The 14,925-nt window shown below is 38.8% G+C and carries 9 protein-coding genes; 7 read left to right on the top strand and 2 right to left on the bottom strand.

Features of this window, described 5'->3' with window-relative positions; translation table 11 throughout:
- Positions 1–122 precede the first annotated feature (122 nt).
- The 5 genes from F1325_RS02870 (at position 123) to F1325_RS02850 (ending at position 9,101) form a co-directional block, all read left to right on the top strand.
- Complete coding sequence (locus tag F1325_RS02870) at positions 123–671, top strand: RNA polymerase sigma factor (RefSeq protein ID WP_109371879.1); 549 nt, start codon at positions 123–125, stop codon at positions 669–671.
- Positions 661–1,689 (top strand): FecR family protein, encoded by a 1,029-nt coding sequence (locus F1325_RS02865; RefSeq protein WP_244313541.1) that lies wholly within the window; start codon positions 661–663, stop codon positions 1,687–1,689. The genes F1325_RS02870 and F1325_RS02865 overlap by 11 nt, the downstream gene beginning before the upstream one ends.
- Before the next feature lie 103 nt (positions 1,690–1,792).
- Positions 1,793–4,540: a TonB-dependent receptor gene (locus F1325_RS02860; RefSeq protein WP_109371881.1), complete on the top strand. Its 2,748-nt coding sequence runs from the start codon at positions 1,793–1,795 to the stop codon at positions 4,538–4,540.
- Positions 4,541–4,603: 63 nt separating this feature from the next.
- A complete protein-coding gene (locus F1325_RS02855) occupies positions 4,604–6,313 on the top strand; it encodes an ABC transporter ATP-binding protein/permease (protein WP_109371883.1) in 1,710 nt (569 codons plus the stop codon).
- Entirely contained in the window at positions 6,303–9,101 is a 2,799-nt protein-coding gene (locus tag F1325_RS02850) for a M16 family metallopeptidase (RefSeq protein WP_160229970.1), read from the top strand. The genes F1325_RS02855 and F1325_RS02850 overlap by 11 nt, the downstream gene beginning before the upstream one ends.
- 151 nt (positions 9,102–9,252) lie before the next feature.
- On the opposite strand, the gene F1325_RS02845 is transcribed toward F1325_RS02850, so the two are convergent.
- Positions 9,253–9,669: a DoxX family protein gene (locus F1325_RS02845; protein ID WP_109371887.1), complete on the bottom strand. Its 417-nt coding sequence runs from the start codon at positions 9,667–9,669 to the stop codon at positions 9,253–9,255.
- A 270-nt stretch (positions 9,670–9,939) separates the two neighbouring features.
- Between F1325_RS02845 and F1325_RS02840 the strand changes: the two genes are divergently transcribed.
- Positions 9,940–11,958, top strand: a complete 2,019-nt coding sequence (locus F1325_RS02840; protein ID WP_160229969.1) for an FAD-dependent oxidoreductase — start codon at positions 9,940–9,942, stop codon at positions 11,956–11,958.
- 104 nt (positions 11,959–12,062) lie between these two features.
- On the opposite strand, the gene sstT is transcribed toward F1325_RS02840, so the two are convergent.
- Positions 12,063–13,316 carry a serine/threonine transporter SstT gene (gene sstT, locus F1325_RS02835; RefSeq protein ID WP_109371891.1) on the bottom strand — a complete coding sequence of 418 codons (1,254 nt, stop codon included), beginning with the start codon at positions 13,314–13,316 and terminating at the stop codon, positions 12,063–12,065.
- 713 nt (positions 13,317–14,029) lie between these two features.
- On the opposite strand from sstT, the gene F1325_RS02830 reads away from it, so the two are divergent.
- The gene (locus F1325_RS02830; protein ID WP_109371893.1) at positions 14,030–14,689 is read left to right on the top strand and encodes a DedA family protein; all 660 of its coding nucleotides are present in this window, start codon (positions 14,030–14,032) and stop codon (positions 14,687–14,689) included.
- The last annotated feature ends 236 nt before the right edge of the window (positions 14,690–14,925 follow it).

Genomic DNA, 14,925 nt, shown 5'->3' with positions numbered 1-14,925 from the left:
CACAAATGATATTGCTTATTATTAATAATACAATAAAAAATTAGCTTGATAATTATCATAACTTGTTCGCATGAGAAGCAGTAAGAGCTTATTATTTCACTCTTTTTTAGACACCAGAGATTATGGCTAGCGATAAATCATTGGCACAAAAAATTAGTTGTGCCTATCAATCAACCTATGGACAACTTGTGCGTTTTTTCCACAAACGTACGGGTAATTACCATGATGCAGATGATTTGTCTCAAGATGTGTTTACACTATGGCTAAACAGAAAAGAACAAACACCTGTGCAAGAACAGCGTGCTTTTCTGTTTAAAATAGCGAACCACGTTTTGATTGACCATTGGAGAAAAAATCAAAAGCAAAAAGATATCTATCAGGATGATTGTGAATTAGATGACGCCGCTCAAAGTTATACCACGGAGCTTGATCCGGGGTATGTCGTTGAGCATCAACAGCGTTTAGATCTACTTAGCGAAGCAATTGAAACATTACCTCCACGCCGTCGAGAAGCATTTGTTCTTTATCGTTTTGATGGACTATCACAAAGCGAAATTGCAGAGCAAATGGAAATCTCAATCAGTATGGTGGAAAAACATATTGCCGCTGCCCTATTACATTGCAAAAGATATGTCGATGCAGGACAGGAGAAATGCTCGAATGATGAGTAAGCCGGAAAAAAATATACCGGAAATAAAACCTCACACAGATGAGGATCTAGACTCCCTTTTTTTGGAGACTAATGATGAATTACTCAATGGATCGACTGATGAGCAAGCAGCCCTTTGGTTCACCCGACAATATAGCCAAAGGATGACACCTCAGCAACGTCAAGCGTTTAAAATGTGGATAGAAAATGATGTAAACCGGCAAGTGTATCAAGATATTGCAGGGATCTGGCGTCAATGCGATGCATTACCACGCCCAACAATAACCACCGTTGAGAAGAAAAAACGCTCTCCTTGGCGCCCGATGATCCACACCACGGCTACTCTTTGTTTACTCACCGTTTTATATCTTCCTTATAGTCATTTACCTGCATTACTGATGGATAATATGACACTTGCAACCAGCGATTTACCGAAAGAAATGACCTTAGCTGATGGCTCTAAAGTCTATTTAAACAGAAATACACAGGTAAGAGTGGCTTATGTGCAAGAAGAAAGGCGTTTATGGTTGGATAAAGGACAAGCCTATTTCAAGGTAAAATCAAATCCGTATCGCCCTTTCTATGTGCATGCTGATACCCGATTAATTAAAGTAGTTGGCACTGAATTTGAAGTTAGTCGCTATGATAACAATCAAATTAACGTTGCTGTCCATGAAGGGATCGTTGAAGTAAAAGCAACACCGAAATCTTCGCCAGCCTATTTGTACGCAGGCTCTCAGGCTACAAGCAAATTAGCCAGCGATAGCTTTGTTATCTCTTCGGTCAATATTGATTCCGTGGGAAGTTGGCGTTTTGGTCAACTGCATTTCTTTGAGCGCCCATTGAATGAAGTGATAACCAAGCTCAAACCTTATCTTGATATCAATATTCAAATTTCCTCCCCCGAAATCGCAAAAATGAAAGTCTCAGGGATCGCTAACATAAATGATGCCAAAGACTTTATTACCGCAATTCCACTGATATTGCCGGTTAATGTTGTTTTCACTGATAAAAATAATGCTTTAATAATCAATAAGTAAAAATAAATATGAAAAATATTCTTTTTTACAGGTGAGGATAATTCTCATTTCACCCTCTTCCCTAGTAACAACAATTATTAAGTTAGTGAATGGGATTGGTGAAATGAGAATGAATAACAAAAAAAGGATCCTTAAGAGGTCTTTACTAGCATTGCTAATAAGTACCACGATTGCCGCACCTTACGCTTATGCATCTACAGTTTCAGTGGCTTTACCAGAGCAGTCTTTAGCTGATTCATTAAGTGCCATTGCAAAACAAGGACAAGTACAAATTTTATTTGATGCAAATTCGGTTAAAAACCTACGTGCTCCAGCACTTTCAGGTCAATTTGAAACCCAAACTGCATTACAAAAAGTCTTAATCGGGAGTGGATTAGAAATTATTCCACAAGGCAGTGGGTTTGTTATTCGTCCCCTTACAACTGCCAACGCGATCGTTATTCCTGAAGTTAAAGTAACCGGTGTCGGTAGTACATATCATCCAGCTACTGATGTGGTTTCAGCCCCACAATACATCACCTCAGAAGAGATAAAACAGCGTAATACAGGTGATGGAAACGTTACTGACTTACTAAAAAGTAACCCTGCGGTTCAATTTTCCAATAACGACAGCACCTCAATGAATCAGGGTGAAATTAAACCTTCACGTATCTCTATTCACGGCTCTAGTAGTTATCAAAACTCCTATAAACTTGACGGTGTCAGTTTTAACAACGATTTTGACCCTGCAAATTCAGGTTTAGGTGAAACCAACACACGCATTAGTAGTGATGAACAAGGGATGTACCTTGATAGTCGCTTAATTGATAGCGTCGCAGTTTACGATAACAATATTCCTGTCGAATTCGGCGGATTTACGGGGGGAACGGTTGAAGTACAAAGTCGTCGTTGGTCTGGTGAAACACACGCTAACGCCTATTATCGTACAACACGTTCAAGCTGGAACAATATTTTCACCGATCCAAAACTAAATTTTGATACCGCAAATAACGATTTTAGTAATCCCGCTCGATTCCAGAAAAAATACGATAAACAAAACTTTGGTGGTTGGTTTGAAACAGGCTTAACAGACAACACCGGACTTATTTTCTCTGCATCTCGTCGTGAATCAACGATCCCAATGATGATAAGTGCAGAAGGCGGAATTATCCTGACTCCAGATGGTCAGTTAGAACAAGTTGAGCAAACGCCTCATTATAAAGATCAAACTCGAACATCAGATAACTATTTTATTAAATATTCATGGGATATCTCAGAGAAACAATCTCTTGATTTATCGAGCAATATTGCACGTTATAATAGTTATTTATTCTCAGGTTCTGTCTATAACTCAGGCTATGACAACGAACATAATGGTTTAAGTTTTACCGCACTTTATAAACACCAACTTGATCTTGGTTCATTAGAATTAACGGCGGGTTATCAAAACCTTGAAGATAAGCGTACTAATGATCAAGACTACTTTATTACCATTAAAGATTATACCGATTGGCAAAATCCACAGCAGGTTAGCAGTGGTGGTCAAGGTGATCTGAAAAGTAGACAAGAAACCTATAACGCAAAAAGTATTATGCGATTTAACCCTGTTGAATGGGGTGCCGTAAGTCACCAGCCAACGACAGGATTTGAGATTAGCCGAACTAAAGGCTCTTATATCCGCGACAAAACCTATTACAACTACACCTATACGGGTTCCACATGGGATAATCAGTGGATGGGTTCATTGCAGCAAACAACGCGTTTCTTAGCGGGCACATATGATGCTTCGTATACTAACTACGCTATTTATCTCGACGATAATATCCAATATAAACGCCTCACATTACGTCCTGGTATCCGTTTAGATCGTGATGATTTTGTTCAAAAAAATAATATTTCTCCACGTTTAAGCGGAACTTATGATCTTTGGGGAACAGGTGATACCTTAATTATTGGTGGTGTAAACCGTTATTACGGTCGTTCCATGCTGACTTACGCACTGTATGGCGCACAAAATGCAGGCTTACAGCATTGCTATTTCTCTTGTGATAACAACAATCCAAATGATTGGGAAAACCGTACCGACTTTGAAGGTGTTGATTCTCTCAAAACACCGTATAACGATGAAATTACGTTAGGTTTACAACAAGAAATTGTGTCTACAACTTGGCGTCTGCAATACGTTCATCGTGAAGGTCGTGACGAAGTCCGTAGTGATACAAAATACCCGAATGACAAAGACAAAATAAGAATTCGTCACTTCAATAATAATGGTCGCAGCACTCACGATACCTTAACGCTTTCTGTGAGAAACAGTCAGCCTTGGGAATTAGCCCAAGCAGACCATGTTTTTAATGCTTCTATTAGTTGGCAGAAAAGCAAAACCAATACCCCTAAAGATTCTGGTTACGCCAATTTCGATCCGAGTTCACAAGGAATGAACTATGACAAAGTTTGGTATGACGGAAAAATCATCAATGCCAAAGACTTACCTTCTGGCAATTTTAACTCACCATTAAAAGTAACGGCTGAACTCACCAGTGTTTGGGATGATTGGGATATTACTTGGTATAACCGACTTCAATGGAATGGTGCTCGTTCACAAGCAGAAAAAGTCAATAATGGCGCGCCAAAACCAAGTGAATATGGCCCATTATTTGAATACAAAAAACGTAATTACAGTAGTCGTTTTACTTGGGATACCAAACTGGGTTGGAAACCTGAATTTGCTTATGGTGTCGGTATTTCTGTTGAAGTGAATAATGTCCTTAACACCAAAAATGTGGCTGACTACTTCACTTACCAAGATAAAGATTACAAATCTTATGAACCAGGTCGTCAATTCTGGTTACAAGTCAGCTACGACTATTAATAAATTGACGAAGTTAATGTGAGCAACCTAGTCGATAAACAATAAAAATATGACCAATAAGCAATGAAAACAATAAAACAATTTTTCTATTTAGTTTCACCTTTTTGGGGGCGGCGTGCCGCCCTTTACTGCTGGTTTCTATTGATTGTCTCGTTAACCTTAACCCTGTCATCGGTTTGGTTTAACGTCAAAATGAATGAATGGAATGGCAGTTTCTATAACGCATTACAACAACTTGACGGACAAGCGTTATACAAGCTCCTTCAACAATTTGTCATTATTATTGCGGGATTAATTACTGTGGTAGTAATGGGCGATTTTTTACGCCAAAAAATGGTCATTCGCTGGCGAGAAGGCATGACTGAACAAGTGCTTGATCGCTGGTTATCAAAAAACAGTAAACACTATATGTTAAGACTCACTTCTCAAGAGCCTGATAACCCAGATCAGCGTATTGCAGAAGATATTCGTTTACTGATCGAATCAACAATGCGTTTAACCGTGACATTTTTGCACTCGTTACTTACGCTTATCTCTTTTGCCACCATTCTTTGGTCACTGTCTGGCGCTATCTCTTTCACATTAGGTGGGAGTGAGTGGACAATTCCTGGCTATATGTTCTGGGCTTGTATCGTGTATACCATTATTGGGATCACTATTACGCAGTTTATTGGTTCGCCACTGCGTAAAATTAATATGGATAAACAGCGCAAAGAAGCTGATTACCGTACTGCACTCATCACCCGTAAACAACATGGCGATGCGATTGCAGGCCAACGTGGTGAAATCAGTGATCGTAATGAATTAATGGGTCGTTTTTTAGGGGTTATTCATAACTGGAATAACCTTATCCGCTACGAAAGAAATCTTGCATTCTTCACTGTGGGCTACCAACAAGCTACTGCAATGGCGCCAATTATTTTTGCCTTACCTAAATTCCTTGCTGGCGAATTAATGCTAGGGGGATTAATGCAGTTGAGACAAGCATTCTCTAGCGTTGCGGGTGCATTAAGCTGGTTTATTTTCTCCTATAAAGAGATTGCTGCATGGCAAGCAACAGTGACGCGTCTTTACAATTTCGTGGTGCTTTTAGAGCACGATCATGAGCCAGAAGTCACTGATTTAAATGATAAAAAGACTAAGCTGAAAGCCAATCTTTCTCTATTTATGCAAGATAACAGCCTGTTAATCCAAGATATTAATTTCTCTGTAAAAGCAGGTGAATTAACCGTTATCGAAGGTTGTTCTGGTTTAGGTAAATCAACACTGCTTAGAGCATTAAGTGGACATTGGCCTTATTTCAAAGGGGAAATTCAACGCTCACCAAATGTGTGTTGGATCCCACAGCGTATGTATCTGCCTTTTGCGCGTTTAGATAGTTTGCTCGCTTATCCTTATCAGCCTAATCAATTCTCCGCCAAAGAGTACGAAGAAGCGCTTCATTTGGTGGGCTTAGATAAAATAAAAAATCAACTTTCACTGGAAACTGATTGGACAACACGCCTATCAGGTGGTGAGCAACAACGCCTTATTTTTGCCCGTTTATTACTCAATAAACCAGAGCTTATTTTATTAGATGAAACCACATCAGCACTTGATGAACAAAATGCATTAAACATGTTGAAGTTACTAAAACAACATCTGCCAACCGCGGGTATTGCCTTAGTCAGCCACCAGCGCTTTACACATGTGATTGCAGATAATGTGCTTTCATTAAAAGCCCCTACCGTACCCTCCTCTCAACCTGCTGGAGCTACCGAATATGTATCGTAATTTACTGATTGTTTCAGTCAGTCTTTCACTTTTAGGGTGTGCTGCAAGCACCCCTAATCAAAATGACAAAAATACGCTATCACTGCGCCCTGATGTTCGCCATTTTACGTTAGATAATGGTTTAGACGTCTACTTACTGCAACGCCAACAAACTGGCGTTGAAATGCGCCTATTAGTGAAAAGCGGTTCTGTACAAGAAGATGAAAAGCAACTTGGTTTTTCACACTTTACCGAACATATGGCGTTTAAAGGCACCACACACTTTCCGGGTACAACGGGCTTTAAACAACTTGAAAGCCTAGGCATGAAATTAGGTAGCCACGTTAATGCAGCAACTAGTTTAAATGCAACTACCTATAAATTGTCATTGCCGAATGCAAATCCCATCCAAATTAAAACAGGGCTAAAAATCTTATCAGATTGGGCATTTGAAATGACATTTGACCCTATTGAGTTTGATAAAGAGCGTCCTGTTATTGTTGAAGAATGGCGTTTGCGCCAAGGTATTGGTTTTCGAATTAACCGCCAGTTAGAAGAATTACGTTATTACGGTAGCCGTTATCTGGATCGTGATCCTATTGGCGATTTAGACATCGTTAAACATGGCGATGTAAAAGATGCGAAACGTTATTATGATGCTTGGTATCAACCAGAAAGAATGGCTTTAGTGCTGGTGGGTAACTTTAATCAAGGCGATGCAATCGCAGATATTAAACAACTGTTTAACGCTAAAAATAGCGAGAACAAAGGGATTGACGACCCATCTTGGCACAACTTTATCGATCATAAAGATTTACTCGTTAAGACTATTTTCGATAAAGAACAAGGCTCACGTATTTTGCAATTTACCTTGCAACGTACTTTGCCTGCGCCTTTAAATAGCCGCCAAGGTCAATATGACGACCTAATGGATTCATTATGGCTATCAATTTTAAATCAACGCTTCTCAACTATCGTCGATAATGGCTTGATTGCGTCCATTAGCGCGAATGCGCAAGGCGCAATGTTAGACGCTCGCCGCTCACAGCAATTGATGATTGCGCACCCTAAAGGTAATGATTACCAAGGCGCGTTAGATATCTTATTTACCGAGGTTCAACGCCTAGCCTCTGTTCCGGTAACTCAAGAAGAGTTAGATAATGCTCGCAATGCAATGTTAAAACGTCTAAGTCAACAAGCTGCGGGCGAAGAACGTTACGAACACGATTATTTAGCCAATCAAATTACCACCGCGATCGAATTGGAGATGCCAATTCAAACAAAAAAACAGGCATTAAATTTAAGCTATCAACTCATCAATAAAGTGACACCTGAAACACTAGAACACTATTTTGCTCAATATCTAAAACAAGCATCACCACGAGTGGCGGTTATTGGTCCTGATAGTGATGCCAATGTATTTAGTGCAACTAAAGCAGCACAACGCTGGCAAGAAATTAGACAATCAAATCCAGGTGCATTTACGTTAAAAACACAAGCCGTTGTGTTAGATATCAAACCTGAACAAACAGGCTCCATTGTTTCAACGCAATCACTGCCGATTGAAAAAACACAAGAGTGGATACTGAGCAATAACGTAAAAGTGATTGTGAAAAATGACAGTTATCTTAAAGATAATATTCAAGTTTCATTGCGTATTCCGGGTGGTTCATCCCTTGAAACCAATCAAAGCTTAGGCATGGTGCAATGGGCATTAAAATTACCTGAAGTCAGTGGATATGGTCATTATAATGCACGGGAATTGGCGTTATTTACCAAACAACACCAAATTAGTTTACGTCCTTATAGCGAACTGTTATTCCACGGTTTTCGTGGTGAAGCCCCCATTGATGAGTTGGAAACTTTACTCACGTTAATGCACTTAAAAATCACGTCACCGCAATTTAATGGCGAGAAGTTAGAGCAACAAAAACAAGCGATGGCATTAGGGATCTCAAAAACACCTGTTGAACGCACCTTCTTAGATAATATCAATAAAGAAAGTTATCAAAATGGCAATCGTTTAGTGGTTTCTCCTCAAGGTGCTTGGAAGCAGTTTACTGCCCAACAATTACAGCAAACCAACCAAATGATTTTAGGGCAACCTGCTGATATGACATTAGTTATCAGTGGCCCAGTTAATCTAAATCAAGTTAAACCTCTTATTGAGCGTTGGATTGCGAGTCTGCCAACACGTTCAGAGCAACGCTTATTTTGGGCAGATCCCGCTATTAATCCTAAACTTACCTCGTTTAGCAAAACATATCCTATTGCAAGTAGTGATAAGAGCATGATTAGCATTCAATATGCAGCGTCAGCTCAATGGTCACAGCAACAAGTATTAGCGCTAAATTTACTCGATACGGTGATCAGCCAACGCTTAAGACTTAATCTACGTGAAAAAGCAGGTGGTATTTATTCACTTGGTTTCTCTGAAATGTTAACGAAAGTCCCTACAAGCTACTATACTGGCCGTTTAAACTTTACAGCATCACCTGAGCGTGCAGATGAATTAATTACTCTCGCGCGTAAAGTGGTCAACGAAGTTAAGCAGTCAGGCATTACAGATAAAGAGTTACAAGAGGCTAAAAATATCTGGCTAACTGAAAATTCACAGGTAAATGACAGTGCAAGCTATTGGACAGATGCCCTTGCACAAGTTGCAACTGATGACCAGCAGTATCAGCGTTTACTTACTGATCCTGCCATTATAAAAACATTAAGTGTTAACGATATAAACCAAGTAGCTCGTCAGTGGCTAGGCGAAAATGAAAAAGTATTTAAATTAACGCCACCAAATCAAAAATAAAAATAACTTAGGTTGAAAACGATAAGCTATAAAGTCGCCTAAAATAAAACGCCCAGATCTCGTCTGCATATAGTGTGAGAACTGGGCGTTTAATCATCTATTTTAATCAAGTTATAAAGATAATATTCAAATTTATTGATTATTAAATTTATTAATCTTTCTTAACAGCGAAACGACCGCTACCTAAAAACATGACAGCAATTGCCGCAAATAAATAGAAGCCCGCGCTTTCTGGCGCCCATCCCCCTGTTTTAGGGTTTAATGCAAATAAATCACCTGAGTGCACCATCAGTACAGCAACAAACATTGTACCCGCTAAAACTAGCGCTGAAGCACGAGTAAATAAACCAATAATCAGTAGAATAGGTGCAACAACTTCTCCAATCACTGTGCCATAAGCAATAAATGCAGGTAGATTAGCATTGGTCAACATTCCCTGAATACCTGCTAATCCACCCGGTTCCATTTTATGAAGTCCATGTAATAACATTAAAACCCCAAGAGAAACACGTAATACCAATTTACCCAAGTCAGAACAGTCAACAAGTTGATTAAATTTATTAATCATAACGTCTCCAAATTCAAAATAGTGATGTGTGTTTTTAATGCGTATTAATAGGTACACTACATTATATGATGAAATATTATGAATGAGTGTGATTTTTATTATCACTATTTGTTCTCATTAACTAATCACTTAGATTATTATTGATTTATAGTCCTCTATTCACCTTTTCCATGATTAAGATCACAACTTATTAACATAATAAACTCTTAATTACTCACTTCTCGTTATGCTAATAGATATCTCATCTGACCAGTATAAAAAGGGTATCTGATGGCACATTATTCTCATCTATTTTCGCCTCTTGATTTAGGGTTTACCGTACTTAAAAACCGTATTCTTATGGGCTCTATGCATACTGGACTTGAAGAAAATCCGAATGATGCCCCAAAACTTGCACAGTTTTATGCCCAAAGAGCCGCGGCAGGTGTTGCACTAATAGTGACTGGCGGGATCTCTCCCAATAAACAAGGCGTGTTATTGCCACACGCTGCAACATTGATATCTGAAAGCCAACTGGCAACTCATCAACTTGTTACTAATGCGGTTCATCAACAAGGCGGTAAAATTGCATTACAGATATTGCATACAGGTCGTTATAGCTACCAACCTAATTTAGTTGCACCTTCAGCTATTCAATCGCCAATCACCCCGTTTATGCCAAAAGCCATGAGTCATGAACAAATCGAACAAACCATCAATGATTACATTCATTGTGCTCAATTAGCTCAAAAGGCGGGTTATGATGGTGTTGAGATAATGGGATCAGAAGGCTATTTAATTAATCAGTTTTTAGTCAGACACACTAATCAGCGAGACGATCAGTGGGGAGGAAATATCGAAAATCGTTGTCGCTTTGCTTTACGAATTCTTGAAGGCATTAAAAAAGCCGTGGGTGAGCCGTTTATTATTATTTACCGCCTTTCTATGTTGGATTTAATCAAAGATGGCGCAGAGGCATCAGAGGTACTTTATCTTGCCAAAGCCATTGAAAAAGCGGGCGCTACAATGATTAATACAGGGATCGGTTGGCATGAAGCGCGAATTCCGACCATTGCCACGATGGTACCAAGAGGTCAATTTGCGAATATCACACGCGAATTAATGGGAAAGTTGAATATCCCACTGATTACATCAAACCGAATTAACACACCACAAACCGCAGAAGCTATTTTAGCTGAAGGCTGTGCTGATATGGTTTCAATGGCTCGCCCTTTCCTTGCTGATCCTGAATTTGTGCTTAAAGCACAACAGGGGCGCGAAGATGAAATCAATACTTGCATTGCTTGCAATCAGGCATGCCTTGATGAAATATTTTCAGGTCAAACCGCCTCTTGTTTAGTTAATCCCTTTGCTTGTCAAGAAACCGAACTTCTGGTTATTCCAACTCAACAACCTAAAAAACTGGCTGTTGTTGGTGCGGGACCCGCGGGATTATCTTTTGCGGTAACCGCCGCGAAACGAGGCCATCATGTCACCCTGTTTGAAAAAGAAGATGTGATTGGTGGTCAACTTAATATCGCCAGCCAAATTCCGGGGAAAGAAGAATTTAAAGAGACATTACGTTACTTCAAACGACAATTACAACTCACGGGAGTCATTGTTAAAAATAATACCGAAGCCACTCCTGAACATCTTGAAAACTTTGATGAAGTGATTTTAGCAAGTGGCGTTAAACCTCATATCCCTGAGATTGAAGGACTTGATGATCCCATTGTGAAATCTTATCTCGACGTTCTTAAATACCACCAGCCCGTAGGTAAAAATATCGTGATCATGGGGAGTGGCGGAATTGGCTTTGATACCAGCCTTTATCTTACGCAAAAAGGGCAATGTAGTAGCCTGAGTCCTTGTGCCTTTAATAAAGAGTGGGGCATTGATCCGACTCTTTCTTATCGTGGTGGCATAAAACCCGCTAATCATTCAAAAGACGATACTAAACACATTGTTATGACACAGCGTAAAGCAGGGAAAATAGGCTTAAGCTTAGGTAAAACAACGGGTTGGATACATCGTTTAACGCTAGAGAAAAAAGGCGTTAAATTTTTAACCCATTGCAACTATCAAAGGATCACACCAGAAGGTCTCATTATTGAACAGGATGGAAAGCAACAGCTTATCCCTGCCGATAACATTATATTGTGTACAGGGCAACGCGCTTATCACCCATTGCTTACGCCTTTAGAAAAAGGAAACAAAACAGTTCATCTTATTGGTGGAGCAAAAGATGCCAGTGCATTAGATGCAAAACGCGCTATTAGGCAAGGCACAGAACTCGCCCTCGAAATTTAATCAATTAAGGTTAGCAAGACAAAAATAAACCCCACAAAATGTGGGGTTTATTTTTTTATTAATTATTATTTTTACTACTCTTCCTGTCTTACTACTTACCCTTTTTACCCATTATTTTTTTCAGTTAATGGATTTTCTGAAATACGATTATCTTCAGCAATACAAACTGTTGCAGTAAACAGAACGTCAGTTGATGAGTTCAGTGCAGTTTCAGCTGAATCTTGTAACACTCCGATCATCACGCCCACAGCAACCACTTGCATAGCGATATCATTGCTTATACCAAACATGCTACAAGCCAGTGGAATTAACAGTAAAGAACCACCTGCAACACCTGATGCACCACACGCACAAATCGCAGCAACAAGGCTTAACAATAACGCTGTTGGAATATCAACTGGCATACCCAGTGTATTAACCGCAGCTAATGTCAAAATAGTGATAGTGATTGCAGCACCCCCCATATTGATGGTTGCACCTAATGGAATTGAAACAGAATAAGTATCTTCGTTTAAATTCATACGACGACACATTGCCATATTCACTGGAATATTTGCAGCTGAGCTACGTGTAAAGAAGGCAGTTACACCACTTTCACGCAAACATGCCCATACTAATGGATATGGATTACTGCGGATTTTCCAAAATACGATCAGTGGATTCACGACTAAAGCAACGAACAACATACAGCCAATCAATACAGCAAGAACTTGTAAGTAACCAGCTAAGACTTCAAAGCCTGTTGTTGCAATCGTTGATGACACTAAGCCGAAAATACCGATAGGCGCTAAACGAATAACAACACGCACTAAGTTAGTTACTGCGTCAGCTAAATCTTGCGTTAAGGCTTTAGTAGTATCACTTGCGTGGCGTAATGCTAAACCAAGCCCGATAGACCACGCTAAAATGCCCATATAGTTACCATTGATAAGCGCATCAACAGGGTTTGCAACCACATTAATTAATACGCCTTTAAGAACTTCAGCAATATTTTCAGGTGGTGACAATTGTGATTCGTTAACAACTAACGTTAAAACTGATGGGAACATAAAGCTGGCAACAACTGCGGTTAACGCAGCAAAGAACGTTGCTAACAGATATAAAATTAATACAGGACGAATATTAGATTTTTGCCCTTGGCGGTGGTTTGCAATTGAAGCCATAACCAGTACCCAAACTAAGATAGGGGCAACAGCTTTTAATGCACTAATAAACAGAGTACCTAACAGGCTCATCATCTTGGCAGCTTCTGGCGCTAACCAAGCAAGTAAGATCCCTGCGACTAATCCCACGAGAATTTGTTTAACGAGACTTCCCTGAAAGAACAGGCTGAAGACTCTGGATTGTTGTTTATCCATAGCTATTCCATTACTTAAAATAATATTTAAAAAAGGCATTTTTGAGTGTTTGCAATGCCAGTATAAGGAATTGAATCGCGCTGAAAAGCTGATTATGCAAAATATACAGCATTAACCGTTTTTGTTAACAATAAAATAACATAACTGTGATCATAATAGGATTTTGTTCTTTTTAATAGACCGACATGAAATGAAAGAAATTATTATTATCAGTAAGTTATACCTAGTCATCTTACTTATTTTTTATTTTGTTTCTCTTCTTTTATATTTTCTTAATCCATTAATAGTCTTTTTTATTAACATTATCACTAACAATTATTCTCTCTAGCCCTTCTTTATTTGAATAAATAATAAACAAGATAATGTTTTATTTTTTCGCAAATAATATTAAAAACTTATCTTTTATGAACGCTATAAAATAGAAAACACCTCTTGGTATTATCCCTCTTCTTAAGTTTTTCTTTTTAAAAAGCGCCTATTCTGAACTCAAAAAGAGATTAGATGTCTATTTTTCGAGATCCAATATCCATGTATAAATAGTGTCGTCATCCAGTTAAAAAATTTTCTGTCTAGTTTTTCATGATTTTGTTAGAGTGTTGCTGTTTTAAACAATGAAAAATAGACCCTATGAAGTAGAAAACGGGTAAATAGATTACAACACCTATTGATTCTATATTTACCCCCAAATGACTCAGTTTTAGGAAGCCTTTTATATGGAAATCGTAAGAGAGCTATTCTTGGCGCTATGGCACCAAGATTACGAAACCTTAGCTAATCCTTCATTAATATGGATTATCTACATTTTATTATTCACCATACTATTCCTAGAAAACGGAGTATTGCCCGCAGCTTTCTTACCAGGAGATAGCTTATTAATTTTAGTGGGCGTGTTAATTGCTAAAGATACAATGGATTTTCCATTAACCTTACTTATTTTGACTGCAGGCGCGAGCCTAGGCTGTTGGTTGGGCTATCTTCAAGGGCGATGGCTTGGAAATACCAAATTAGTACGCAGTTGGCTATCGCATCTGCCAGAACATTACCACCAACGTGCTCATGGGCTTTTTCATCGTCATGGCTTAGCCGCACTGTTAATTGGACGTTTTTTAGCCTTCGTGAGAACACTGTTGCCAACGATTGCGGGTCTTGCTGGATTAAACAACACGCGCTTTCAAATCTTCAATTGGTTAAGTGGGCTTTTATGGGTTGGTATACTGACTACGTTAGGTTACTTATTAGGTAATAGCCCGCTCTTTCGCCAATATGAACACCATTTAATGAATATCCTTATGCTATTACCAGTTTGCCTATTAGTTATGGGATTAATTGGTAGTATCTGGGTTGTGATTAAAAAGAAAAAGAAAGTGAGCTAAAGCGCCGCTTTTTCTAATAACATCAAGATATTCTGAATACAAAATAGAGTCATAAAACTCATACTTAAAGCCTGTTTCAGATAACTGAACAGGCTTTTATTTTATGGGTGACCTCTTCTTTTTTTATCTCAAGTAATACAGTAAATATTCCCGTTTAATTAAGACTTTTCTCTTTTTTACCTCATTACATCAATATTTAATTTTATTAAGAGATAAAATTGGTCTATGGTTATAAG

Origin of the sequence: Proteus columbae (assembly GCF_009914335.1) — a bacterium.
In the GTDB taxonomy this organism is placed as follows: Bacteria; Pseudomonadota; Gammaproteobacteria; order Enterobacterales; family Enterobacteriaceae; genus Proteus.
Note: the sequence above shows the minus strand (reverse complement) of the source record. Positions and strands in the feature narration are given on the sequence as shown.

Bases quoted from the DNA above. Each gene is read 5' to 3' on its own strand.
- F1325_RS02830 (WP_109371893.1), top strand. From the start codon at position 14,030: ATGGAAATCGTAAGAGAGCTATTCTTGGCGCTATGGCACCAAGATTAC.
- F1325_RS02850 (WP_160229970.1), top strand. From the start codon at position 6,303: ATGTATCGTAATTTACTGATTGTTTCAGTCAGTCTTTCACTTTTAGGG.
- F1325_RS02865 (WP_244313541.1), top strand. From the start codon at position 661: ATGATGAGTAAGCCGGAAAAAAATATACCGGAAATAAAACCTCACACA.
- F1325_RS02845 (WP_109371887.1), bottom strand. From the start codon at position 9,669: ATGATTAATAAATTTAATCAACTTGTTGACTGTTCTGACTTGGGTAAA.
- F1325_RS02855 (WP_109371883.1), top strand. From the start codon at position 4,604: ATGAAAACAATAAAACAATTTTTCTATTTAGTTTCACCTTTTTGGGGG.
- F1325_RS02870 (WP_109371879.1), top strand. From the start codon at position 123: ATGGCTAGCGATAAATCATTGGCACAAAAAATTAGTTGTGCCTATCAA.
- F1325_RS02860 (WP_109371881.1), top strand. From the start codon at position 1,793: ATGAGAATGAATAACAAAAAAAGGATCCTTAAGAGGTCTTTACTAGCA.
- F1325_RS02840 (WP_160229969.1), top strand. From the start codon at position 9,940: ATGGCACATTATTCTCATCTATTTTCGCCTCTTGATTTAGGGTTTACC.
- sstT (WP_109371891.1), bottom strand. From the start codon at position 13,316: ATGGATAAACAACAATCCAGAGTCTTCAGCCTGTTCTTTCAGGGAAGT.